This is a genomic window from Streptomyces sp. NPDC026575 (genome assembly GCF_055567415.1).
Genome location: NZ_JBVHQM010000001.1, coordinates 1 through 24039, shown reverse-complemented (window position 1 = coordinate 24039; position 24039 = coordinate 1). Strand labels below are relative to the sequence as shown.

Annotated in this window: 22 protein-coding genes; 5 read left to right on the top strand and 17 right to left on the bottom strand. The window is 71.4% G+C overall.

From position 1 onward, the window contains the following. Positions 1-59: 59 nt before the first annotated feature. Entirely contained in the window at positions 60-1508 is a 1449-nt protein-coding gene (locus ACZ4NB_RS00110; protein WP_467657224.1) for a Dyp-type peroxidase, read from the bottom strand. A gap of 268 nt (positions 1509-1776) precedes the next feature. On the opposite strand from ACZ4NB_RS00110, the gene ACZ4NB_RS00105 reads away from it, so the two are divergent. Continuing rightward, positions 1777-2424, top strand: a complete 648-nt coding sequence (locus ACZ4NB_RS00105; protein WP_467657223.1) for a ferritin-like domain-containing protein — start codon at positions 1777-1779, stop codon at positions 2422-2424. Positions 2425-2436: 12 nt separating this feature from the next. On the opposite strand, the gene ACZ4NB_RS00100 is transcribed toward ACZ4NB_RS00105, so the two are convergent. Further along, a complete protein-coding gene (locus ACZ4NB_RS00100) occupies positions 2437-3063 on the bottom strand; it encodes a TetR family transcriptional regulator (protein ID WP_467657222.1) in 627 nt (208 codons plus the stop codon). Positions 3064-3202: 139 nt separating this feature from the next. Here ACZ4NB_RS00100 and ACZ4NB_RS00095 point away from each other — a divergent pair, with 139 nt between their 5' ends. After that, positions 3203-4048 carry a class I SAM-dependent methyltransferase gene (locus ACZ4NB_RS00095; RefSeq protein ID WP_467657220.1) on the top strand — a complete coding sequence of 282 codons (846 nt, stop codon included), beginning with the start codon at positions 3203-3205 and terminating at the stop codon, positions 4046-4048. Here the strand turns inward: ACZ4NB_RS00095 and ACZ4NB_RS00090 are convergent. From ACZ4NB_RS00090 to ACZ4NB_RS00020, 15 genes are all read right to left on the bottom strand, one after another. Then, positions 4026-4850 carry a maleate cis-trans isomerase family protein gene (locus ACZ4NB_RS00090; RefSeq protein ID WP_467657219.1) on the bottom strand — a complete coding sequence of 275 codons (825 nt, stop codon included), beginning with the start codon at positions 4848-4850 and terminating at the stop codon, positions 4026-4028. The genes ACZ4NB_RS00095 and ACZ4NB_RS00090 overlap by 23 nt on opposite strands. Positions 4851-4926: 76 nt before the next feature. Further along, the gene (locus tag ACZ4NB_RS00085; protein ID WP_467657218.1) at positions 4927-5409 is read right to left on the bottom strand and encodes a MarR family winged helix-turn-helix transcriptional regulator; all 483 of its coding nucleotides are present in this window, start codon (positions 5407-5409) and stop codon (positions 4927-4929) included. A 77-nt stretch (positions 5410-5486) separates the two neighbouring features. After that, entirely contained in the window at positions 5487-6341 is an 855-nt protein-coding gene (locus ACZ4NB_RS00080; protein ID WP_467657217.1) for an alpha/beta fold hydrolase, read from the bottom strand. A 38-nt stretch (positions 6342-6379) separates the two neighbouring features. Continuing rightward, positions 6380-7042, bottom strand: a complete 663-nt coding sequence (locus tag ACZ4NB_RS00075) for an isochorismatase family protein (RefSeq protein WP_467657215.1) — start codon at positions 7040-7042, stop codon at positions 6380-6382. Continuing rightward, complete coding sequence (locus ACZ4NB_RS00070; protein ID WP_467657214.1) at positions 7039-7719, bottom strand: SRPBCC family protein; 681 nt, start codon at positions 7717-7719, stop codon at positions 7039-7041. The genes ACZ4NB_RS00075 and ACZ4NB_RS00070 overlap by 4 nt, the downstream gene beginning before the upstream one ends. A 3-nt stretch (positions 7720-7722) precedes the next feature. Continuing rightward, on the bottom strand, positions 7723-8256 hold the full coding sequence (locus ACZ4NB_RS00065) for a (2Fe-2S)-binding protein (protein WP_384425758.1): 534 nt from the start codon (positions 8254-8256) through the stop codon (positions 7723-7725). Further along, positions 8253-10607, bottom strand: coding sequence for a xanthine dehydrogenase family protein molybdopterin-binding subunit (locus tag ACZ4NB_RS00060; RefSeq protein ID WP_467657212.1), 2355 nt, complete (start codon positions 10605-10607; stop codon positions 8253-8255). Before ACZ4NB_RS00060 ends, ACZ4NB_RS00065 begins: the two co-directional genes overlap by 4 nt. Then, a complete protein-coding gene (locus ACZ4NB_RS00055; protein ID WP_467657211.1) occupies positions 10604-11452 on the bottom strand; it encodes an FAD binding domain-containing protein in 849 nt (282 codons plus the stop codon). The genes ACZ4NB_RS00060 and ACZ4NB_RS00055 overlap by 4 nt, the downstream gene beginning before the upstream one ends. 43 nt (positions 11453-11495) lie before the next feature. Continuing rightward, positions 11496-12893, bottom strand: a complete 1398-nt coding sequence (locus ACZ4NB_RS00050; protein ID WP_467657209.1) for an MFS transporter — start codon at positions 12891-12893, stop codon at positions 11496-11498. Positions 12894-12999: 106 nt separating this feature from the next. After that, a complete protein-coding gene (locus ACZ4NB_RS00045; RefSeq protein WP_467657208.1) occupies positions 13000-14268 on the bottom strand; it encodes an FAD-dependent monooxygenase in 1269 nt (422 codons plus the stop codon). A 54-nt stretch (positions 14269-14322) separates the two neighbouring features. Further along, positions 14323-15354, bottom strand: a complete 1032-nt coding sequence (locus ACZ4NB_RS00040; protein WP_467657207.1) for a 2,5-dihydroxypyridine 5,6-dioxygenase NicX family protein — start codon at positions 15352-15354, stop codon at positions 14323-14325. 849 nt (positions 15355-16203) lie between these two features. After that, positions 16204-16962: a trypsin-like peptidase domain-containing protein gene (locus ACZ4NB_RS00035; protein WP_467657205.1), complete on the bottom strand. Its 759-nt coding sequence runs from the start codon at positions 16960-16962 to the stop codon at positions 16204-16206. Between the two features lie 213 nt (positions 16963-17175). Further along, the gene (gene xylB, locus ACZ4NB_RS00030) at positions 17176-18579 is read right to left on the bottom strand and encodes a xylulokinase (protein ID WP_467657204.1); all 1404 of its coding nucleotides are present in this window, start codon (positions 18577-18579) and stop codon (positions 17176-17178) included. Positions 18580-18622: 43 nt separating this feature from the next. Then, on the bottom strand, positions 18623-19621 hold the full coding sequence (locus ACZ4NB_RS00025) for a zinc-dependent alcohol dehydrogenase family protein (protein WP_467657203.1): 999 nt from the start codon (positions 19619-19621) through the stop codon (positions 18623-18625). A 75-nt stretch (positions 19622-19696) separates the two neighbouring features. After that, on the bottom strand, positions 19697-20488 hold the full coding sequence (locus ACZ4NB_RS00020) for a DeoR/GlpR family DNA-binding transcription regulator (RefSeq protein WP_467657201.1): 792 nt from the start codon (positions 20486-20488) through the stop codon (positions 19697-19699). 156 nt (positions 20489-20644) lie between these two features. Here ACZ4NB_RS00020 and ACZ4NB_RS00015 point away from each other — a divergent pair, with 156 nt between their 5' ends. The 3 genes from ACZ4NB_RS00015 to ACZ4NB_RS00005 form a co-directional block, all read left to right on the top strand. Further along, complete coding sequence (locus ACZ4NB_RS00015) at positions 20645-21991, top strand: MFS transporter (RefSeq protein WP_467657200.1); 1347 nt, start codon at positions 20645-20647, stop codon at positions 21989-21991. A 114-nt stretch (positions 21992-22105) separates the two neighbouring features. Beyond that, positions 22106-23056, top strand: coding sequence for a sugar-binding transcriptional regulator (locus ACZ4NB_RS00010; RefSeq protein WP_467657199.1), 951 nt, complete (start codon positions 22106-22108; stop codon positions 23054-23056). 146 nt (positions 23057-23202) lie between these two features. Further along, positions 23203-24039: ABC transporter substrate-binding protein (locus ACZ4NB_RS00005; protein WP_467657197.1), on the top strand; the 837-nt coding region annotated here is incomplete at its 3' end.

The following is a 24039-nucleotide window of genomic DNA, read 5'->3' as shown; positions in this document are numbered from 1 at the left end:
GGCTGCGGACCGCGCGTGTCAGCTGGGTCTTGAGAAGGGTGAGCCGGCCTTCGCGGGGGTCAGCCGGTCTTCTCGACGCCCTTGAGGAAGCCCATGCTGGGCATGAAGAAGTATTCGCCTCCCTTCATGTGCACGGACTGCTTCAGGCTCAGCGGGACCTTCTTGTCGGAGCCGTACTTCGCGGGCCACTGCTGTTTGACCACCTTGCCCTGGCCGACCACGGGGTCCAGGCCGGTGGGCGGTTCCGGCTGGACGAATCCGGGGGCGTTGACCCAGGCCGACTGCATGAACTCAAACTGGTGCTCGATATTGCTCTGGACGCACAGGAAGAGCAGGCCGACCTTGCCCTTGTTCTCATAGCTGATGGCTCGGCGGGAAATCCGGTGGGTCCGCTCCTCTTTGAGCGTCCCGCCCAGCCTGGTGGTGTCGCCGCGCGGGTTCGTCTTGCGGATGTGCGCCTGGAACGGGCACTTGAGCCCGTCGGTGTCGGTGCTGAAGTTGAAATTGTTGGGAATGTCCTTGTCGGCGCCGTCGGGCGTCGCCTTCTCCGCGACCGGGAAACCGTCGGGGAAGCGTCCCACCAGGTAGGCGCCGGCCAGTTCGCGGTCGGCGTGGTTGGGCTCGGTCCGGTTGTCCTGCTTCGCCAGAGCCTTGGCCAACTCGTGCCGGTCCTGGTTGAACTGGTCGACGTTCTGTTCGAGCTTGCGGTACACCAGGAATGTTCCGAAGCCGGTCTTCGCATGGCCGCCGGGGTCCTTCGCCAGGGCGAGCTTGAGCGGCGCCCCGGGGTTCCACTGCTTACTGCTCTTGGGGATGTCCTTGGCGAAGAACAGCGGGTCGCTCACGCCGTCGACAAACCCGAAGTGCTCGTGGACGGGGCCGTTCTTCCCGCGCCGCAGGGCCCGGCCGATCTCGGTGTGCACCACCTTGCCGCCCTTGAGCGAGTCGGCGATGGCCTTGGCCTCCGCGGCGGCCTTGCCGGGGTCGTCGTCCGCGATGATGACGAGGGCGTGCAGGTCCTCCTTGAACGGGGTCTCCCACTCCTTCTTGGGGGGATCGGCGAGCCTGCCCACCGCGCCGGCGGCGCCGCCGCCGAAGATGCTGTCCGTCGGCTTCTTGCCGCTCAGGCCGAGGGCGTCGTACCCCTTGGCCGACAGCATGACATTGACGAAGATGCTGCTGGGCTTCTTGGTCAGTTCAACACTGAGATATGCCTCGGGGTCGTCCTCCTTCTTCGATTTCTCGAAGATTTCGGCGCGGACGCGTGAATCGTCCCACTGCTTCAGTGCGGAGGTCACCTTGGTCTTGCTCAATTGGGCGAGCCAGGCCCTGGCTTCCTTCGCCTTTGCCGTGTCGAAGGTGATGAACAGGTGCCGGCTGTGGTCCCGGCCGTGGCTCTTCAGGATGTTTCCCTGAATATCACCGAGGAGGGCCTTCTCCTCGGGGGTGAGTTTTCCCTGTGGATCGGTGGGGCCGATCCCGGTTTCCTTGTCGAAGTTGACGTCCATCGATGTTCCTTTCGTTCGGGTCGGCGGAAGAGCGGCAACGCCGCGCTTTCCGCATTCCCGGTCGGGAGCCGCCGGCCACGGCGGGGAACGGCAGATCCCCCGTACGTCCGTGCGATTCATCCATATGGCCACGTCATATGACACACGCTGAGGTCGCAGGACTTCCCGGACATGCCGCTGGCATACCCGCAGAATGGCGACGCTGCGCCGCCGATCTGATGGACCTCCACCACACCCGTTCCGTGACACTCTTCGAGAAGGCCGGACGATGACCGACGCCTGGGATGACGACCGCAGGGAACTCACGCTCAAGACGCCCGGCAAGGCTCAGCTGCTGAAGTTTCTGCAGGCCGCGCTGAAGCTGGAACTCACCACCGTCCCGCTCTATCTGACCGGGATGTACACCCTCAAGCCGGGCACGAATCGGGAGGCGTTCCTCGCGATGCGCTCGGTCGTGGTCGAAGAGATGCTGCATATGACGCTGGCCGCGAATCTGATCAACGCGCTCGGCGGACATCCCGTCCTCGACGATGCGCGGTACCTGCCCAGTTACCCGGGGCTGATGCCGTACGGGCACCGACTCCAGTGCGAAACACGGCGGGAGGACCGGACTCCTCGGAAGGACGTCGACCGGAAGAAGCTGAGCATGGGGGCCGCCGTCCGCCTGGACGCCTTCGACCTCACCTACACGAAGCTGCTGCTGCAGCTCCACAAGGCGGTCAACGGGGCGCCGGAGTCGATGAAGGACGCCGTTCCCACCATGCTGGACCTGCACTACCAGGCCGAGGAGATCTTCCGCATTCCGCGCGCGGACGCCGAGGGGCTCCATCTGCACCCCTCGTTCAAGGTCACCGCGCAGCTCATCGAGAGCGTCCGGGAGCACCACCCGGAGCTGAAGCCGCCCTTCAGGCCGTAGGTGGGCGCCGGCTCACCCGGGCGGCGTGGCCCGAGCACCCTCCGCGCCGCCCGAGCCAGGGGCGATGAGCAGGGCGATCAGCCGCTCCGCGGGTTCGCGGGGGTGCGGGGCGCCGGCCCACCTGGTCATCAGCAGATGGTGCAGGGTTCCGACGAGAGCGAGTGCGACGGTCGCGGTGTCGGTGCCGTCCGCGAGGCGCCCCAGCCGCCGTTCGGCGTCCAGGTACTCGGTGATCGCGTCCTGCATCGCCGCGAATCCGGGCGCACCGGCCTCCAGCGCCCGGCGGATCCGGAGGGCGGCGCCGGAGCGCGTCATGGCCAGGCCGATGACCGCGGGTTCCAGGGAGTTGAGCAGGGCGAGCGCGACGGTGACGAGGTTGCCGGCCACCGTTGCCCGACCGGCTCGCCCGGGAAGCTCCGCGGCCTGCCGCGCCGTGCGCGCGAGCCGGTCCAGTGCCAGTTCGGCGACGAACTCGTCCAGGCCGTCGAAGTGCGCGTGCAGCAGCCCCTTGGCGCAGCCCGCCTCGGTGGTGATCGCACGGCTGGTGAGGGCGGCCGGGCCTTCGCGGGACAGGACGCGCTCCGCGGCGGCGAACAGCCGCTCGCGCGGGTCGGGGATCGCTATCCCGCGTGGTGACATGGGGCCTCTCCTGTTACGTGCTCGCGGCGAACCCCCCGACACGCAAAGGGGATTGTGAGTATGGGCGCTCGCCCATACTGTTTGGGCGAGCGCCCATTCTAGGTTCGCGACACACGTCGGAGCCGGCAGGAGGTCAGGGATGCAACACCTCGTCAACACCGATCAGGCGCAGGCATGGAACGGCTACGAGGGCAGCCACTGGGCCCGCAACCAGGACCGCTGGGACGCCGTGAACGGCGGCTTCGACGCGCCCCTGCTCACCGCCGCCGCCCTCACCGAGCGCGACCGCGTGCTGGACATCGGCTGCGGAGCGGGGAGTACGACCCGGCTCGCCGCACGCCGGGCCGCTCGCGGCCGGGCCCTGGGCCTGGATCTCTCCGCCCCGATGCTGGAGCGGGCACGCCGGAGCGCGGAGCGCGAAGACCTGGGCAATGTGGCCTTCGAGCAGGGGGACGCGCAGGCCCACCCCTTCGAGCCCGGCGCGTTCGACGTCATGATCAGCCGCTTCGGAGTGATGTTCTTCGCCGACCCCGTCGCCGCCTTCGCCAACATCGGACGGGCCCTGCGCTCCGGTGGCCGCATGGCCTTCGTCTGCGCGACGCGCGTCGAGGCCAACGAGTGGCTGCGGGCCTTCGTCGCCCTGCGCGACATCCTGCCCATGGAGGACTTCGGCGTGCCGGGAGGTCCGGGCATGTTCTCCCTGGCGGACCCGGACCTGGTGCGCGAGGTGGTGTCGGCCGCCGGATTCCAGGACATCGAGGTGACCGAGATCGAGGCCGACGGGACGTGGGGGCGGGACGCCGCCGACGCGGCCGCCCTGCTGCTGGAATCCGGCCCCGGACGCCACCTGGCCGGCCAGGTCGGACCGGAGGCGCAGCAGCGCGCACGCCAGAGGCTGATCGACATCCTGCGCCCCCACGAGGGCGACGGCGCGGTACGGCTGAGCAGCACCGCCCTGCTGGTCACGGCCCGCCGTCCTCAGTAGCCGGGCCGCCCGACGGCAGCGGCCCAGCGGCGCCGGCGGGCCGGGGGACCCGGCCGCTCAGCAGACTCCCCGCGCCGGGCACGAGCGTCGGCAGATCCAGTGCGGCCAGGATGCGGTACGCCGTGGCGGTGGCCGCCGAGAGCACCGGCAGCCCCGCCGCGTCCTCCACCGGCTGGATCGACGCGAGCGACGGCATCTGGACGCAGGCGGAGAGGACCAGCGCGTCGGCCCGGGCGAGGTCCAGGCGCCGCCAGTGGGTGCGCAGGTCGTCGGGGTCGAGGCGGGCCACCGCCAGGTTGTCCGGCACCTCCAGGCTCAGCGCGTCCACCACCTCGGTGCCCGCGTCCTCGATGTACTCCGCGACCAGGCGGGTCAGCGGCTTCATATACGGCGTGATGACCGCGACCCGCCGCGCCCCCAGGGCCGTGATGCCGTCGAGCAGCGCCCCGGCGCTGGAGACGACGGGGGCCGGGGCACCCTGGTCGCGCAGCACGGTGGTGATCTCGTCCTCCGCGGTGCAGTGGTGGCCCGGGCCCTGCGCCATGATCGCCACGAGGCAGGCCGTGGCGACCACGTCGGGCCGTGCGTCGGCGAGTTCCCGCGCGGCCCGCCCGGTCTGCGCGTTCATGGCGCGCAGCTGCTCGGGCGTGACGTGCCGCATCCGCATCCGGCTGCTGTGGAAGACGAAGCGGTCCTCGGGCAGGACGGACTCCCGCGCATGCAGCATGCGCGGCAGCTCCGTCTCCATGGTGAGGTTCGAGCTGGGCACGATCAGGCCGATGTGGTGGTCGGGGCGGGGCACGGCATCCTCCGGGTTCCGGTGTGGCTACGGTCGTTGACGAGCGGGGCCGGGACCCGTGGCATGCCGCGGCGCGCGGCTACAGGTCCTCGGGGAGCTGCTCCCAGTGGTCGGCGAGCGAGGTGAGCAGCTGCACGATCTCCTCGCGGCGCTCGGCGCCGAACGGCTCCAGGAGCCGCTGGTCGAGCTGCCGCGCACGGCTGTTGGCCTGGTCGAGGGTCGCTCTGCCCTCCTCGGTCAGGTAGAGCAGCTTGCGGCGGCCGTCGTCGGCGGCCGTCTTGCGGACGATCAGGCCGCGGGTCTCCAGCCGCCGGGCGACGTCCGCCATCGTCGAGGTGTCCAGGGCCACCGCCGACGCCATCGACCGCTGATCGTGCCCCGGCGCCGCGTCCACGGTCTGCAGTACCGCGAACTGCGGCCCGGTGAGCGTCGGGTCCACCGCGCGGATCCAGACCGCGAGATACGCCTGGTAGAGGCGCCGGACCTGGTAGCCGGGCGCGGTCGTCAGGGCGGCCGGAGGCCGGGGCGGGGTGGAGGTCGAGGGTGCGGTTTCGTCAGCCATGGGCTCACTTAAGCATGGCTCCGCGTCGGTTCGGCAGCCGGAACGGGACCGTCCGGCAACCGGGCCGCGGACGGGCGTCAGGCCAGCATCGGGCCCAGTGCCGCGCGCAGCGCCGCGAGCGCGGCCGGCGGGTTGTCCCAGAACAGCATGTGCCCGGCGTCCGGAACGGCGACGAGCGCGGCGGACGGGTGCAGCCCGGCCGCCTCCCGCGCGCCCTCGGCGGTGACGACGGGGCTCTCGGCGCCGTACAGCAGCACCGTGGGACCCGGCACATCCGGCCACCACCGGAAGAAGTCCTCGCGCTCGAAACCGCGATGGGTGGCCATGACGGCCTCCCGCCCGCAGCTGGCCAGCCAGCGGGCCCGCAGTTCCTGCTCCGGCCGCGGCCAGCGCGGCCACGACCCGGCCACCTCGTCCGCGTCCGTACCGCGTACGGCCTGCGCCAACTGGTCCAGGAACGCCGTCAGCGCGGTCGGGTAGGACCCGCGCCCCGGCCCGCTCATCGGCGGGTCGCCCAGCACCGTGCCCCGCAGCGCGACCTTGCCCCGCACCGCCGTCACGGCCGCGATCCGCGCGCCCATGGAGTGCCCGAAGAGCACCGGGCGGTCCAGGCCGAGCCCGGTGACGACGGCTTCGGTGTCCTCGGCGTACGCGTCGAGGTCGTAGCGGCCGCCGTCGTCGGACAGTCCGCGGCCGCGGACGTCGAGGACCAACGGACGGACCAGATCGGTCAGTTCACGGACGACGAAGTCCATGGTGATCGCGGGACTGGTGATGCCGGGCAGGACCACGAGCGGGACGCCGGGGCCGCCGTAGTCCAGCACGTGCAGACGGGTGCCGCCCGAGCGCACCCAACGGCTCGTGGCGGGCACGTCGGCCAGGTCGGCGAGCGCGGACTGCGGCAGGCAGCGGACGGGTGGGTTCGGCGGCACGGGAACCTCCAGTGGCGGATGGGGGAGGGGGGACAGGGTCAGCGGGCCGAGGCCGGTAGTCCGGCGAGATAGCCGACGGCGTCCGCGAGGCCGATCACATCGCCGTACTTGGCCTGGATGTCGAAGAGATTCGCCTCGTGCGGGCCGGCCGCCCGGTCGCCGACGCACTCGCGCGGCACCAGCACCGAGAACCCGGACTGCACCGCGTCCACGGCTGTCGCCCGCACACAGCCGCTGGTCGTCGCCCCGCACACCAGCACCGTGTCGCAACCGAGGCCGGTCAGCAGGGCGGTCAGCGGGGTCCCGAAGAAGGCCGAGGCGCCCTTCTTCACGATCAGGTGGTCCGCGGACCGGCGCGGAAGCCGGGGATCGAGAACGACCTCCGCGCTGCCCTCGCGCAGCGCCCGCATGCCCTGCGCCTTGTGCAGCCAGGGGAGGGCCTCGCCCGCCGCCTCCGCCGGTGTGTAGGTGATCGCGGTGAACACGACGGGCACGCCGGCCCCGCGCCCCGCCTCGATCAACTCGCCGGTCGCGCCGACGACATCGGTCAGATCCGCGCCGGACGCAAAGCCGTCCTCGGTGAAACCGCGGGTGAGGTCGACCACGACGATCGCGGGCCGGTCACCGCGGCGCACGGAGCCGCCGAAGCCCGCCCGGGCATAGGTGTGCTCGGTCTGTGGCCCGTACCGCGCGGCGCTCATGACGTCCTCCGCAGGGCGCGCAGCTCCCGGGCCTGGGCACCGAGCCGGCCGAGCAGCCAGCCCTCGAAGAGCCCGAAGGCGAACGCCCCGGCGACCAGGCCGTACTTGGCGGCGGACGGGCCGAGCAGCGCCGCCAGGCCGTCGAGTTCGGTGCTCCGCTCGGGGCCGGGCCGGGGCGCGGCGGGTGCGGCGGAGGCGGCGGCCGCGCCCCGGGGAACCGCCACGCCGGCCCGGTCCTGGTCCAGCAGACTCCCCAGATTCCGGGCGAACTGCTGCAGGATCCGGTCCGACACGGTGGCGATCGCGCCCTTGCCGAACTGGGCGATCTTGCCGCGGATCACCAGGTCCGTGCAGAGCTGGAGCATCGCGCCCCCGGGCGCCTCCACCACCTCCAGCGCGACCTCGGCCTCCGCGTCCCCGCTGCCGTGCGCGTCGGCCCCGCGGGCGTGCACCCGCAGCCGCCGCTGCCGGGCGTCCACGTCCAGGAACCGGACCGTACCCGCGTACGCGGCGCTGACCGGACCCACCCTGATCTTCACCCGGCCCTGCCAGACGTCGCCGTCCTGCCCGTCGAGCGCCGCGCCCGGCATGCACGAGGCGACCCGCTCGACATCGTTCATCAGGGCGAAGACCTCGTCCGGCGGGGCCTGCACCGGCACCTCGTGGGTCAGCTGCATACGTCACTTCTCCTTGCTGTCACAAAGACCCGCGCACGCCCGGCGCCGGGCCCGCGCGCACCCGTCGATCGCTTCGACGATGGTCTGGTAGCCGGTGCACCGGCACAGATTGGCGGCGACGACCTCCCGGATCTCCTCCTTGGTCGCCTCCGGCCGCTCGGCGAGGAACCCCTCGGCGAGCATCAGGAAGCCGGGCGTGCAGAACCCGCACTGCAGCCCGTGGTGCTCGCTGAACGCCCGCTGCAGATCGCTGAGCCCGTCCCCGTCCGAGAGGGACTCGACGGTACGGATCCGGGCGCCCTCGGCCTGCGCCGCGAACATCAGGCAGGCGCGTACCGGCCGGTCGTCGACGAGCACGGTGCAGGCGCCGCAGATGCCGTGCTCGCAGCCGACGTGGGTACCGGTCAGCCGCAGCTCGTGGCGGAGCACGTCGACGAGGGTGCGGCGCGGCTCGGTGATCACCTCGTGCTGCTCGCCGTTGACGTCGAGGGTCAGCAGCTGCAACTCCCGCTGTGTCACGACTGCGTCATCGGTCATCGGCTGGCCTCCTGGTGCAGGGCGCGGTACACGGTCTCCGGGGTGACCGGCGTGTGGTCGAGCTCGACGCCCGTGGGGCGCAGGGCGTCGTTGACGGCGTTGAGGACGGCGGCGGGTGCCCCGATGGTGCCGCCCTCGCCGGCGCCCTTCGCGCCGGTCTCGGTGAACGCGCAGGGCGTCTCCAGATGGTGGATCAGGACATCGGGGATCTCGTGGGCGGTGGGCACCTTGTAGTCCATGAAGCTCGTCGCCGACGGCTCGCCCTGGGCGTCGTAGGTGACCTGCTCGAACAGCGCGCCCGCGATGCCCTGTGCGATACCGCCGCGGCACTGCCCCTCCACCACCTGCGGGTTGATGGCGACCCCGCAGTCCTCCACGCAGACGTACCGGAGGATCTCCACCCGCCCGGTGCCCTCGTGCAGTTCGACGACGACGCCGTGGGTGGCGTTGGAGAAGGTGCCGTCGTTGAAGACGTCGAAGGTGGCGGTGGCCGACAGACCCGGTTCGATGTCCTTGGGCAGCAGCTGTGCCTGGAGGTAGGCGGTGTCGGCGATCTCTTCGTAGGTCATCACGGCGGAGTGGTCGCCGCGGCGGCGGACGCGGCCGCCGGCCAGTTCCACCTCGTCCGGGTCGACGCCCCAGCGGGCCGCGGCGACGGCGCGCAGCTTGTCGCCGAGCTTCGCCGCGGCCAGCCGCACCGCGCTGCCGCCGACGGTGATGGAGCGGCTGGCGAAGGTGCCCCAGCCGTAGGCGACCCGGTCGGTGTCGCCCTGGTGGAGCCGCACCTTGGCCATGTCCAGGCCGAGTTCATCGGCGACGATCTGCGCCATGGTGGTCTCGTGGCTCTGCCCGTGGCTCATGGTGCCGGTGGTGACGGTCACCGCGCCGCTGGTGTCCATCCGCACCTCGGAGATGTCGAAGCCCGGCACGACCTGCATCTTGCGCTGGGCGAAGGTCGCCGAGCCGTAGCCGGTGCGCTCGCTGAAGCACGCGTAGCCGATGCCCAGGTGCCGCCCCTCGGCGGCCGCCGCGGCCTGCCGCTCGTACCAGCCCTCGTCCCTGACGAGCCGCTCGCAGAGGTTCAGGGACTCCAGATAGGAACCGGGGTCGTAGGTGATGGCGTTGACGCCCGTGTAGGGGAAGTCGGTGATGACGTTGCGGCGGCGGATCTCGACCGGGTCCAGCTCCAGTTCGCGGGCGGCCCGCTCGAAGAGCCGCTCGACGACCATCACATATTGCGGCCGGCTCACGCCCCGGTACGGCGCGGTGGGCGCCTTGTTGGTCGTCACCGCCCGGCCGCGCACCCGGTAGGCGGGCACCCGGTAGACGCCGGGCATCTCTGCGGAGGCCATCAGCGGCTCGATCCCCGCCGTGAACGGGTAGCAGGAGTAGGCGCCCATGTCGCACACCACGTCCGCGTCGAGCGCCAGGATCCTGCCGTCCGGGTCGAAGGCGGCCCGCACCCGGTAGTGCTGTTCACGGGCGAGGAACGACGCGGACAGCGCGTCCTTGCGGTCCTCGATCCACTTCACCGGCCGGCGCAGCCGCAGCGCGGCCGCGCCGGCCGCGATCTCCTCCCGGCCGACGACGCACTTCTGGCCGAAGCCGCCGCCCATGTCGGGCACCACGACCCGCACCGCGCGCTCGTCCAGGCGCAGACTGCGCGAGGCCACCGTCCGCACCTGGTGCGGGACCTGGGTGCAGGTCTGCAGGACGAGCTGCTCCTCGCGGTCGTCCCAGTGCGCCACGACGCCGCGGGTCTCCAGCGGCAGCGCGTTCTGCCGGCCGGTCCTGGTGTCGACGTGGACGACGCAGGGCGCGGAGTCGAAGATGCCGTCGATGCCGTCCGTGGCGAACAGCGAGACATCGACGAGGGTGTTGCGGACGGCCTCGGCGTGGACGAGCGGAGCGTCCGGCGCGAGGGCCGCCTCCTCGGACAGGACCGGTGGCAGCGTGCGGTAGGTGACCCGCGCCGCCTCCAGACCGTCCTCGACGGCGTAGGCGTCCCGGGCCACCACGATCGCGACGGGCTCCCCGACGAAGCGGACCTTGTCGCGGGCCAGGACCGGCATCGAGGTCGGGACGAACTCCGAGACGGGACGACCCAGTTGGGCGGTGATATCGCCCAGTGCCAGGTCGTCCGCCGTGAACGCGGCCACGACACCGGGGACCCGGCGCACCGCCGAGAGGTCGATCGAGGCGATCTCGCCGTGGGCGACCGTACTGCGCACGAACTGGGCGTGCAGCATGCCGGGCAGCGCGATGTCGTCGACGAACCGGCCGCGCCCGGACAGCAGCCGCGGGTCCTCGCGGCGGGCCACCGACCTGCCCACCAGCTTCCGTTCCGTCATCGCGCCATCGCCTCCTCACAAGCCCGCCGGACCAGCGTCCGGACCAGCCCCCGGCGGTAGTGCGTGCTGCCGGACGCGTCGGCGGGGGGATCGACGGCCCGTGCGGCGGCGGCCGCGCAGTCCTCGAAGGAGCCGCCGCCGGTCAGCACGGCCTCCGCCTCGGGCACCCGTACCGCCATGGCCGCCACCCCGCCGAGCGCCACCCGGCCGCCGCGTACGGTCCCCTCCTCGACGTCGAGGTCCACGGCGGCCGCCACCAGGGCGAAGTCACCGCGCCGCTCGGCGAATTCGGTGAGGGCCGCATGCGGGGCGGGCCGGGGGAAGACGATCTCGACGAGCAGCTCGTCCGGGTCGAGGGCGGTCGTGTAATAGCCGAGGAAGAAGTCCGCGGCCGGGATGGTGCGCTCGCCGCGCGGGCCGCACGCCACGAACTCGGCGTCGAGGGCCACCGCGAGCAGGCACCACTCGGCGGTGGCGTCGGCGTGCGCGATGCTCCCGCCGACCGTGCCGCGGGTGCGGATGGGCAGATGCCCGATCCAGCCCATGGCGTCCCGCAGGACCTCGAAGCCCGCCCCGAGCACCTCCGCGGGAGCGGTCTCCACCGTGTGGTGGGTGGTGAGCGCCCCGATGCGCAGACCGCCCCCGGCGTCCCGGTGGAGCCGGTCGAGCTCCCGGATACCGCCGATGTCGACCAGGTGCCGGGGGCGGGCCAGTCGGAAGTTCATCATCGCGACCAGGCTCTGTCCGCCGGCGATGGCCTTGGCGTCGTCACCGAGTTCGGCCAGCAGCCGGGTGGCTCCTTCGACGTCGGGGGCCCGGTGGTACCGGAACGGTGCGGGCTTCATAGTTCTCCTGCCGTACGTGGTGTGCTGTGGTGCTGAGGGATCGTCAGAGCGGCGCCTGCTCGGCGACCGTCCGGGACGCCGGAACCGACGGGTCCTCACCGGCGCCGTCCAGGGCCCGGCCCTTGGTCTCCGGAGCCGCCATGGCCATCCATACGACGGCCACCAGCACGGCCACCGCCAGCACCGTGAAGGTCACCGGGAGCCCCAGCACGGGCCACATCACCGAGCCGAACAGCAGCGGTGCGAAGCCGGTCAGCGCCCGGCTGACCGACGAGGCCCAGCCGAAGCCGCTGGCCCGCAGGGGAGTGGGGTACAGCTCGGCGACGTATGCGTACAGGGCGGGGATGGCGAGCTGCATCAGGAAGCCGAACACGGCGATCGTCACGACCGACCCGGTCGGCATCTTCATCACCAGCGCGAAGACCACCAGCGCGAGCGAGGCGATCGGCGCCGAGACCCCGATGAGCCACTTGCGGCCGATGGCGTCGACCAGCGCGGTGGAGACCAGGACACCGAGGATGCCGACACCGCTCATCAGGGTGGTGCTCATGAAGGCGGCCGTGTCACCGAGGCCCTCCTCCTTGAGGATGGACGGCAGCCAGCTCAGCGCCGCGTAGTAGACCAGCATGATGGTGGCGAACAGCAGCCAGGCCGCGGAGGTGATCCGGGGGCTGAACTTCCAGATGCGGCCGAGCTGTTCGGCGGCCGCGGCCACTCCCCGCGGTCCGGACTCGGCGACCGGCTCGGGAACGACGTACGGCTCGGCGGCGGCGCCGGTGCGGGCGACGAGATCGTCGATGACCTGCCGGGCCTCGGTCTCCCGGCCCTTCTTGGTCAGGTAGATCGGCGACTCGGGGATACCTCGGCGCGCCCAGAACAGCAGCAGCGCGGGCAGCACCATCGTCGCCAGCATCCACCGCCAGTTCCCCTCCAGGGGCAGCATCGCCGTCGAGACGAACCCGCACAGCGTCACACCGATCGGCCACCACAGGTCGAGCGCGGTCAGCACCCGGCCCCGGTACTTGCGCGGCGAGAACTCGCCCACCAGCGCGTAGTCGACGGGGATACAGCCGCCCAGCCCCACACCGGCGAGGAAGCGCAGTCCGAGGAAGACCGGGTAGTTCGGCGCGAGCGCGCCGAGCACCGAGAACAGCGCGAAGATCAGCAAGGTCACGCTGAAGGCCCGCTTGCGCCCGATCCGGTCGGCGACCGCGCCCCAGGCGATGGCTCCCACGGCCATGCCGACGAGGTTGGCGGTGGCCACCAGGCCGCGTGCGCTGAGCGAGAGGTCGAAGTGCGCCCCCAGCAGCGGCATGAGGAAGCCGTTCAGGGCGATGTCATAGGCGTCGAAGAGGTAGCCGAGGCCACCGATGATGAAGATCCTGCCCTGGACGGACCATCTCCAGGGGAGTTCCTGAACGATCTGGTCTCCTGTTTTCACGTTCGCTCCACGGTGTTGCGGGTCGGTACGTGCCGCATCATCGCGGACGTGAAGCTCATCGCCCTCGCATGCGGGTGTCGGATGCAGGTTCCTGCAAGAAGAGATTTCAGCGCGCGAACTGGTAGGAGAATGCGCCGCTGTCGGGGTCGTTGAGCGGGGTGCCGCCCCACAGCCAGCGGTACGACAGGTCCGACTCGCCGTCGAAGTTCCGCAGCTTGGCGTCCCTGGCCCGCTGCTCCGGACCGTCGGGCAGGTGGTAGAACGCCTTGTTCTGCAGTGAGGCGTCCTGGACCATTCCGGCGTGTCTGGCGCGCCGGTCGACATAGCGGCGCAGCGCCTCCTCGACGCCGCCGACCGTGACCGCGCCCAGCTCCTCGGCGAGGACGGCGGCGTCCTCCATGGCCTGGGAGGCGCCCTGTGCCTGGTAGGGCAGCATCGCGTGGCAGGCGTCGCCGAGGAGCGCGACGCGCCCGTCCATCCACACCGGGTCGCGCCGCCGGTGGTGGAGCGCGAAGACGGAGACGTCCTCCTTCGCCTTGGACAGCATCGCCGGTACCCGGTCGTCCCACCCCGGGAAGGCGTCGACGAGGTCCGCGGCCGTCGCGGGGCGGGTCCACTTCTCGCGGACCTCGTCCGTGCAGGGCACACACGCCACGATGTTGAGGTACTCGCCGCCGCGGATCAGGTAGTGCACGAGATGCCGGTCGGGCCCGTACCAGATCGTGCTCTGGTAGCGGTCCACGAGCCAGCGCGTCGCGGGGTCGGCCGCGATCAGATCGCCCGGGATCAGCGCCCGGTAGGCCATCTCGCCGGAGAACAGCAGGGTGTCCGGCGCACCCATCAGCTCGCGTACCCGCGAGCGGATCCCGTCGGCGCCGATCAGCACATCGCAGGCGTGGCGCCGGCCGTCCTCGGTGACCGCCACGGGGCGCCGCGGATCGGAGCGGTCCAGCTCGGTGACCCTGCTCGCGGTGTGCACCGCCACGACCGGGCCGGGTCCCGCGGGGTCGAGGCACGCGTCCAGCAGGACGCGGTGCAGATCGGCCCGGTGGTAGTGCCAGTAGGGGGCGTTGAACTCGTCCTTGCAGCGCTGTCCCAGTGGGGTCAGCCCGATGACGCTGCCGTCCTTCCAACGGCGCCGCACCTGGTCGAGCGGCTCGGTGCGGATGGCCTCCATCTGCCGGCGCAGTCCCAGGGCCAGCAGGATCCGGCTGGCGTTGGGCGCGGTCTGGATGCCCGCGCCGACCTCGCCGAGCCGCGGAGCCTGTTCCAGGACGGTGACCCGCAGACCGCGCTGACGCAGTGCCAGCGCGGCGGTCAGCCCACCGAGCCCTCCCCCCACCACGCCGACTTCGTACGACTGACTGGACGCCACTCTTCCTCCAACTCCCGGGCGACTACGGATGGTTCGCGCTGCGACGAGGCGGCCTCAGCGCTCGCTGAGCCGTCCCTCGGTGACCACCTCGGTGCCGTCCACCGCGACGGTGCAGCCGCGCATGGCGATGTCGAGATGGGCGTAGGACTCGCGGCCCAGCACCGGATGGGGCCCGGTCGACCACAGGAAGTTCCCGGCGAAGGCGCGGGCGTCCATGCCCATCAGGTCGTCCTTGCCGTACAGCGCCGTGGCGAACCAGTCGGCCGAGCGCATCAGGCCCCAGCCCATGTGGGAGAGGCTGCGCGCCCACTGGTCCTGGGCGTCCTCGAAGAACGTCGACAGCATCGCGGCCTCGGCGCCACCGGAGACCTTCTCGATGTGCCCGCCGGCGATCTGCAGTGTGACGGGGTCGCGCACGTACTCCTTGAAGGGCAGCAGGATGTCGCCCTCGGCCAGCACGATCTGCCCGTCGGAGATCTCCGGCCAGCACAGCACCATCGTGCTCGGCCAGTGGTCCCAGCGGCCCGGATCGTCGGCGAATCCGCACTGGAACTCGGGCTCGGCGCCCGCCAGCCGCACCGTCAGGTCGGTGCCGGCGTCCGAGGTGACCCGCATGACCGACGACCGCTTCAACAGGTCGACGCCCTCCTGGACCTCGGCCTTGTCGCCCTCTTGGGGCAGATTGCGGATGAGCACCTCGGGGGCGTCGCAGACGAAGAGGATGCGGGTGCCCGTGCGCAGGATCTCCTGCTGGACCGGTGCGTGGATGAAGCCCTCGCGGGTCAGGTCGACGACCAGGTCCGCGGACTTCAGCAGGTCCTGCGCGGTGGTGTCGTTGAGGACGGAGACCAGGCCCGGACCCGCACCGGTGTGGGTGCTGGGCATCGGGGCGGGGCTGCCGCCCGGCACCGTCGCGGCGATGACATGCGCACCGCACGCCTTCGCCGCGCCGAAGGCCGCCGCCACGTAGTCGCCACGGCTGCCGGGCTCCGCGAGGACGACGACATGCTCGCCGCCGCGCACCTTGCACAGCCGCAGCTCGCGGGTGAACGCATCGAGCAGATCGACGGACGAAAGATCGAACACGGGGTTCCTCCCAGGGCTCGCTTACGGGTACCGATCACGGCCTTTCGTGCCGGCCGCGGCATCCGGCGGCCCTGCTCGGGACGCGCCGGTCGCGGGGTACGGGGGAGCGCGGGGCAGCGCGAAGCCGCCCCGCGGCACAGGGGTTGAGCAGCGGATTCGACCCGTTCGGGGCCGCCCCGACGGAGATAATCCGAACACGTACGATCTGCCTTGGCAAGGGGGTGCGCACCGAGTCGTCGCCGTTCTTCTCGGGGTGCCGTCAACGAATGGCGAGGTGCACGGACCGGGGGCCGCCTCCTGCCCGGTGCCGGGGCCGGCGCGGCGCGCCCCGGCGGCGCCAGGCCCCAGGCGCGGCGGGCCATGCGGACGCGGCTGTGGCCGGCCGGTCGGCCCTGTGGTACTTCGGTGCCTGGACGCTGGTGCCGCTGCTGTTCACGGCGGCGGCCCGGGGTTAGGGCCTGTCCGATGGGTCCTGGCCGGGCCCGCGACGCCTGGCACGGCACCTCGCGGCGTTGCCGAATCATCCCGATAGCTCCGCTATCGAGACGCTCCGGCGCCTTGCGATGCACCGCACCAGACGCCGCGGTCTTTCCGACCCCGACCCATCGGACAGGCCCTAGGGCGCTTCCGACGGATCTCCGCGGCGTCGCGGAGCTGCGCGTTCCATCCGGCCGGAGGTGGATCTCTGCTGGAGTGGCGGCTCTGAGCAGGGGACCTCCGGCATGGTGACGTCCCGACGGGAGGACCCGTCCTCCGGGGGAATCGGCGCAGGGCCTGGGCGTCGCGGCAAGACCGTCCCCCGGCCCCGCCGAGGAGGCAGGACCGGGGGACGGGAGGTGTGGGGGTGGTTCAGGTGGCGAGATGGAAGCCGGCGCCCACTCCGCCCTGGGCGTTCATCGCGTCGATGATGCTCAGGATCGGCGAGCTGTGCTGGGCGCCCCAGGCGTTGCCGACCAGCGTCTGACCGGAGACGACGGGGGAGCCCGAGTCGCCGCCGTCGGTCCAGATGAGGTGGGTGAACCAGATCCCGTTGGTCCCCAGCTTCTTTCCGCAGGTGAGGCCGGTCCGGTGGCCTTCCTTGCACATACGGGTGCCGTTGGCGGGCGGGGCGCCGATCGAGGTGATGGTCACCTGGCCGACGGTGCTGGTGGGGGCGACCCGGCTCTCGTCCAGCTTGATCACCGCGTAGTCCAGCCCCTTGGGGCCGGAGTTGAGCAGGTTGTTGGGCGTGCTGACGTACGTCACCGTGCCGATGGCGCCGGTCTCCAGGTCGGGGCGGCTGTCGGCGATCGGGGCGGGGGAGAAGGCCGTGCCCGCCGGCGAGGTGTCCCGGTAGACCCGCTCGCCGACCAGCTTGTTGCCCTGCTCGTCGATGAAGCAGTGGGCGTTGGTCAGCCCCACCAGGTTGCCGGCCGAGTCCCGGCCGACCGCGGTGAGGGTGCAGATGTAGTAGCTCGTGGGCGTCTCCGGCGTGGGCTTCAGCCGGAAGATGATGCCGGTGCCGCCTCCGACGGCCGTGCGGGTGTCGGCGCTCGCGGACGGGGCCGCGGCGATGGTCGTGGCTGCCAGGAGGACGGCGACGCCAAGGGCGCGTAACACACGTAACATGCGATCACTTCCCGTGTGGGCTCCAGCAGTCGGAACAAGGACTGCGTCCTCAGCCAATCGCGGAACCGGCGCCTCAGGAGCGTCATCGTCTCTTTTGGACTATGTGATCCGCGTCACCTGCCTGGCGGTTCGTGCGGAGGGGTGTGAACCTCACGCGGAATGCAGATAGTTGACGCGGCATCAGATATTTCGAGGTCGCCGGCGCCAGGCCGGTCAGCCGTACACCAGCGACCGCGCCTGCGCGTACGCCTCGCGGATGCGGCGGCCGGCCGAGCCGTCGGACGGTACGGGGATCTCCCGTGCCGCGGCGAGCGGCCAGTGCGGCGGCTCGGGCGTACCGGCCAGGGCCCAGGCGGCCTGCCGGGCGGCGCCCAGGGCGACGTACTCCCCGGGTTCGGGCACGGTGACCGGGGTGCCGAAGATCTCGGCGGCGATCTCGCCGACCACCGGGGCCTTGGCCGCTCCGCCGATGATCAGGACACGTCGGGCGCTGACGTCCTGGGCGCGCAGCCGGTCCAGGGCGTCGGCCATGTTGCACAGCATGCCCTCGACGGCCGCCCGGGCGAAGTTCGGCGGGTGCATGTTCGCCTTGCGCATGCCCATCAGACTGCCCGCGGCCTCGGGGAGGTTGGGGGTGCGCTCGCCCCCGAGATAGGGCAGCAGCACCAGGCCGCCGGCGCCGGGCCCGGCCTCGCGGGCGAGGGGGTCGAGGTCGTCGAGGGCGATACCGAGCATGCGGGCGGTGGAGCTGAGGACCCGGGCCGCGTTGAGGGTGCACACCAGCGGCAGGTAGCGGCCGGTGGCGTCGGCGAAGCCGGCGACGGCGCCGGTGGGGTCGCCCGCAGGGTGCTCGGAGAGGGCGAAGGCGGTGCCGCTGGTGCCCAGCGAGATCACCACATCGCCCGGCTGGATCCCCAGTCCCAGGGCGGCGCCCATGTTGTCGCCCGTTCCCGCCGCCACCAGGGCCCCGTGCGCGGTGCGGCCCGCCGCCTCGTTCGGGCGCAGCACACGGGGGAGTTCGGGAGCCCGGCCGCCGAAGGCGAGGGCGAGCAGATCCCGCCGGTAGGCCCCCTCGGCCGGTGACCAGTATCCGGTGCCCGAGGCGTCCCCCCGGTCCGTGACCGCTTCGGCACCGCTGCCGGGGCCGCCGCACAACTGCCAGGTCAGCCAGTCGTGCGGCAGCAGCACCCGGTCGGTGCGGTCCGCGAGGTGCGGCTCGTGCTCGGCCAGCCAGCGCAGCTTGGCGACGGTGATGGCCGCGACCGGTACCGTGCCGACCGCCCGCGCCCACTTCTCCGGCCCGCCGAGGTCGGCGACGAGATCCGCGGCGGCCCGCGCGGAGCGGGTGTCGTTCCACAGCAGCGCATCGCGCACCGGACGGCCGGCCCCGTCGAGGGCCACCAGGCCGTGCTGCTGGCCCGCGACCGCGATGGCGTCGGTCTGTTCCAGCAGACCGTCGCCCGCTTCGAGCAGGGCCCGCCACCAGGACTCGGGGGAGACCTCGGTGCCGTCGGGATGGGCTGCGCGGCCCTGGTGGAGGACCTCCCCGGTGTCGGCGTCGCAGACGACGACCTTGCAGGACTGGGTAGAGGAGTCCACCCCGGCAACAGTGGGCATGGCGATGTCGCTTCCGTGCAACGAGACGGGACGGTAAGGGGGTTCAGACCTGCGGACGGAGCTGGATCTTGCGGCCGGACCCGTCGCGGAACGTCTGCAGGGCGGCGGCGAAGTCGTCCAGCCCGAAGCTGTGGGTGATCATCGTGTCGGCGTCGATGACCCCCTTGGCCATCAGGTCCACGGCCCGCCCGAAGCTGTGCAGGACGGCCATCGACCCGACGATGGTGATCTCGTCGTTGTACACGCTGAACGGTGAGAAGGACGCCTTGGCGGCGGACGGCGCGACCCCGAACTGCTGGAAGGTGCCGCCGCGGCGCACCCGGCCGAGTCCGTCCTCGATCACCGGGATGACGCCGGTGCAGTCGATCACGGTCTCCCAGCCCTGCGGCCGGTCCAGCGCCGCGGAGTTCACCGCCGTGGCGTCCGCCCCCAGTTGCCGGGCGATCTCCAGCCGGTCGGTGTTGAGGTCGACGACGGAGAGGGAGGCCGCGCCGGCCGCCTTGGCGAGCTGGAGCATCATCAGGCCCATGGTGCCCGCGCCGTAGATGAGGTAATGGTCGCCGAGGCGGCGCGGCAGGACGTCGAAGCCGCGTACCGCGCACGACAGCGGTTCGATCAGCGTGCCCTGCGCGACGTCGATGCCCTCGGGCAGCCGGTAGCAGTTGGCCGCCGGGACCTTGACGTACTCGGCCATCGCGCCGTCCACGGTGTCGCCGATCGCGCCCCAGTTCTCGCACAGGTTGCCGTGCCCGATCGAGCAGTAGTGGCAGGCGCCGCAGAACAGCGACGGGTCGACGGCGACCTGCTCGCCGGTGCGCAGCCCGGTCACCCCCGCCCCCAGCGCGACGATCTCGCCGGTGAACTCATGACCGGGAATGATCGGGTACGGGGTGGGTGCGAACTCCCCCTGGACGATGTGCACATCGGTGCCGCAGATGCCCACCGCGGCGGGGGCGACGATGACCTCGCCGGGGCCCGGGGCGGGGTCGTCGACGGTGGTGACCTCGTGGTGCCCGGGGGTGTGGATGACGACAGCGCGCATGGATCGGGGCCTTTCTCGGGGCGGCGCTCGGGGGAGGGCGCTCGGGGACGCGGGGAGCTGCGGCGCGGGGCCGGCTCAGCTGTGGGGATCGACGGTGCGGACCTCGACGCCGAGGTCGCGGACGGGCTTGAGTTCGCTCTCCGGCGTCCGGGCGTCGGTGACCAGCAGGTCGTAGCCGCCGACATCGCCGTACGGGTAGGTGGCGGTGCGGCCGAACTTGCTGTGGTCGACGGCCAGTACGGCGCGGTCGGCGGCCTGCAGATACGCCTGCTTGTTGTCCGCGTATTCGCGCACCGGATGGAAGAGGCGGCCGCCGCTTATCGAGGTGGCGGTGACGAAGGCGACGGTGGCGCGGATGTCCTGGAGCTGCCGTCGGGTCTGCGGACCGGCGCAGGACTCGAAGTCCTCGTAGAAGCGGTCGCCGAGCAGCGTCACCTCGGCCGGCGACGCCGCCAGGAGGTAGGTGATGCGCAGCGAGTTGGTGATGACGCGGATGCCCTCGACGGTCGCGAGCCGGCGGGCGAGCGGGAAGAGCGTGGAGCCGCAGTCGACCAGCACCGTGTCGCCGGGGGAGATCTCCGCCATCAGTGCGTCCGCGATGGCGCTCTTGACCTCGACGTTGGCGTTCTCCCGGAAGCGCAGCGCGCTCTCCATGGCGACGTTGGAGAAGGCCGTGGCCACTCCGCGGCCCTTGCGCAGCAACTGCCGCTCATGGAGGTTGTCCAGGTCCCGATGCATGGTCATCACGCTGACGCGCATCCGCTCGGCGAGGTCGGCGATGCGGATCTCGCCTTCCTGGGCGACGTGACGCAGCACCGTCTGGCGGCGCTCCTCCACCTCTGCCTCGGAGCCGCGACTCGGTCGCATCGTGGGTACCCCCGTTCGTTTCCGCCGGCGGTCGCCGCCGTGCCCTCACCCTAGAACATCACACACTTTATGTGAAGCTCTTGAAATTCTCTGTGAGGTTGTTCAGTCTGATGGCCATGTTCGGGCGAACGCCCGGCCCCTCAGGAGGTCCCCGCCGTGCTGCGCACACCCCTCAAGCGCGATCTGCCGCTGCCCCGCCCCGCCGTCCTCGGGATTCCCCGGGCCCTCATATGGGGCTATGTCGGCGTTCTGCTGTTCATGATCGGCGACGGTGTGGAGACCAGCTATCTGCCCGCGTACTTCAAGACCGACCTCGGCTTCGCGGAGGCCGGTGTCGGCGTCGTCTTCACCGTGTACGGGGTCACCGCCGCGGTGGGCGCCTTCCTGGCGGGCGGACTGTGCGACCTGTGGGGACCGCGCCGGGTGATGATGGCCGGGGCGGCCTGCTGGGTGGTCTGCCATGCGCTGATGCTCGCGGTCGCCGTCCCCGCCCACTCCTATCCGCTGATCCTCGCCACCTACGGCCTGCGCGGCTTCGGGTATCCGCTGTTCGCCTACGGGTTCATGGTCTGGATCATGGCGGGCGCCCCGGAGCGGCAGCTCGGCAAGGCGCTCGGCTGGTTCTGGTTCTGCTTCACCATGGGCTACCCCGTCCTCGGCTCCGCCCTGGTCTCGCTCCTCAAGCCCTCGATCGGCTTCTACCGCACGCTGTGGGTGTCGCTCGCGATGATCGTCGCGGGCGCCCTGGTCGTCCTGCTCCTGCTGCGGGAACGCACCGGATTCCAGGGCCTGTCCAGGGGGCCGGAGCGGGTCGGCCTGCCCCGTACGTTCCTGGGCTGCTTCACCGTCATGTTCGCCGAACCGCGCGTGGGCATGGGGGCCCTGGTCCGGCTCATCAACACCACCTCCCAGTTCGGCGTGTGGGTCTTCATCCCGCTCTTCCTCGTCGACCGGGTCGGCTTCCGCCCCGAGGAGTGGGCCTCGCTGCTGATCGTGATGATGGTCAGCAACCTCGCCTGCGTGGTGACCTTCGGTGCGCTCGGCGACCGGTGGAGCCGGCGCAAGACCGTCGCCTGGCTCGGCGGCGTGGTCTCGGCTGTCGCCTGCCTGGCGCTGTACTACGTCCCCGAGGCCGTGGGGCACGACTACCTGTTCGTCGCGATCGCCGCGGGCGCGCTGGGCGTCGGCATGGCCGGATACGTCCCGCTGCCTCCGCTCATGACCGCGCAGGCCCCCGAGCGCAAGGGCCAGATCATGTCGGCCTACACGCTGGGCGCCGGCGCCAGCATGGCCCTCGGCCCGCTCATCGGCACGCTCTTCATCGGCTCGCTCGGCATCGGCGGCGTCATGTGGATCTACGCCGCCCTGCATCTGCTCAGCACCGTCCTCGTGCTGTGCATCAAGACGCCGGAGCCGCGCACGGACGCCGGAGCGCCTGCCGTCGTGCACCAGGCGGAGCGGCCGGAGCCGGAGGCGTTGACAGTGCCTTCTCGGGGGCTTTAATGGAACAAAGGTGCATATGAGACGTATGTGCTCACGTGAGCGGTGGCATGGGACGACACGTCGTGGTGTGACGTGACGTGACGTGGCGTCCCGCCCCGGAAGGCCAGGGCTGTTATGCGCACACACCACACCGGCCCGGAATACCTGGTGCAGACCGCGGCGATGGCCAAGAGGTTCTACCTTGAGGGCAAATCCAAGATGGAGATCGCGGAGGAGTTCGGGATCAGCCGGTTCAAGGTGGCCAGGACGCTGGAGTCCGCCCTCCGCGACGGCCTGATCCGGCTGGAGATCCGCCTGCCCGCCGAACTCGACGCCGGTCTCTCCGACGCCCTGCGCACGCGCTACGGCCTGCGGCACGCCATCGTCATCGACTCCCGTCAGGAGGACCCGGACGACACGGTCCAGGCCACCCGCCGCCTCGGTGCGGTCACCGCCGACCTGCTGGCCGAGATCGTCACCGAGCACGACGTCCTCGGCCTCGTCTGGGGCCCCGAGGTCGAAGCCCTCGGCCTGGAACTGACCACGCTCGCCCGGTGCACGGTCGTCCAGCTCTGCGGAGTCACCCCGCTGCGTCCGGTCAATGTGTCGGCCGTCGAGGCGGTGCGCCGGGCCGCGACCATATCGAGGGGCGTGGTCTACCCCATCTACGCGCCCCTGCTGCTGCCCGATGCCACGGCGGCCCGGATGCTGCGCGAGCAGCCCGGTGTCGTCGACGCGGTGCGCCGCTTCGGCGATGTGACCAAGGCCGTCGTCACGGTCGGCGGCTGGGGCCCGGGGCTCTCCACCGTCTACGACGCGCTCAGCGACGCCGACCGGGAGGACTACCGGCGCCGGGGCGTATGCGCCGAGGTCGCCGGCCGGCCCCTCGATGCCGAGGGACGCGACATCGTCCCCGAACTCACCGAACGGATCATCGCCATCAGCTTCGACGAACTGCGCGAGGTCCCCGACGTCATCCTCATGGCCGACGGCGTCGAACGGGCCACGGCCACCGCGGCGGCACTCAAGACCGGCCTCTTCAACGGCGTGGTCACCGACGCCGGGGTTGCCGAGAGCCTGCTGTGAGCCGGCGCCTGCTCTGAGCCGGTGCCCGCGCGACCAGTGATCCGCTCGCCGCGTCCGTGGGCGCGGGTTCCTTGCTCCGTTGGGGGGAGCGCGGAGGAAAACCGGCATTGTTGCCGCGGGCGGGTGAAAGGTGAAAGGTGCCAGCCGTGAGAGCACGACGCCGTGGAAGGACCGGCCGTGGCCGCTTCGGTCGCGCGGTCGGTGGCGCCGCTGTGGTCCTGGCCGTGACCGCGGCGGCCGGCGGCTGCTATCGGGGCGCCGGAGACGTCGGCAACCGCGGCCGCGACACCATCAATGTGCTGATGGTGAACAACCCGCAGATGGTGGATCTGCAGCGGCTGACGGCCGAGTACTTCACCAAGGAGACGGGGGTGAAGGTGAAGTTCACCGTGCTGCCGGAGGACGATCTGCGCGACAAGATGAGCCAGGACTTCTCCAGTCAGGCCGGGCAGTACGACGTGGCGAGCGTGAGCAACTACGAGACGCCGATCTACGCCCGCAACGGCTGGCTGGCCGAGCTGGGCACGCGTGCCGCCGAGGACCCCGAGTTCGAGCAGGGCGACATCCTGGCCCCGGTCCGCAAGTCCCTGACGGCCGCGGACGGGAAGGTGTATGCGGAGCCGTTCTACGGCGAGTCGTCGTTCCTGATGTACCGCAAGGACTTGTTCGAGGAGGCCGGGCTGGACATGCCCGCGCATCCCACGTGGCAGCAGGTCGCTTCGATGGCCGGGAAGCTGGATGGTTTCCGCAAGGGTATGAAGGGCATCTGCCTGCGCGGTCAGCCCGGTTGGGGCCAGCTGGCCGCGCCGCTGACGACCGTCGTGAACACCTTCGGCGGCACTTGGTTCACCAAGGACTGGCAGGCGCGGGTGGACGGCCGGGAGTTCGCCAAGGCCACCCGGTTCTACGTCGATCTGGTGCGCAGGCACGGTGAGGCGGGGGCGCCGCAGGCGGGCTATACGGAGTGCCTGAACGATATGCAG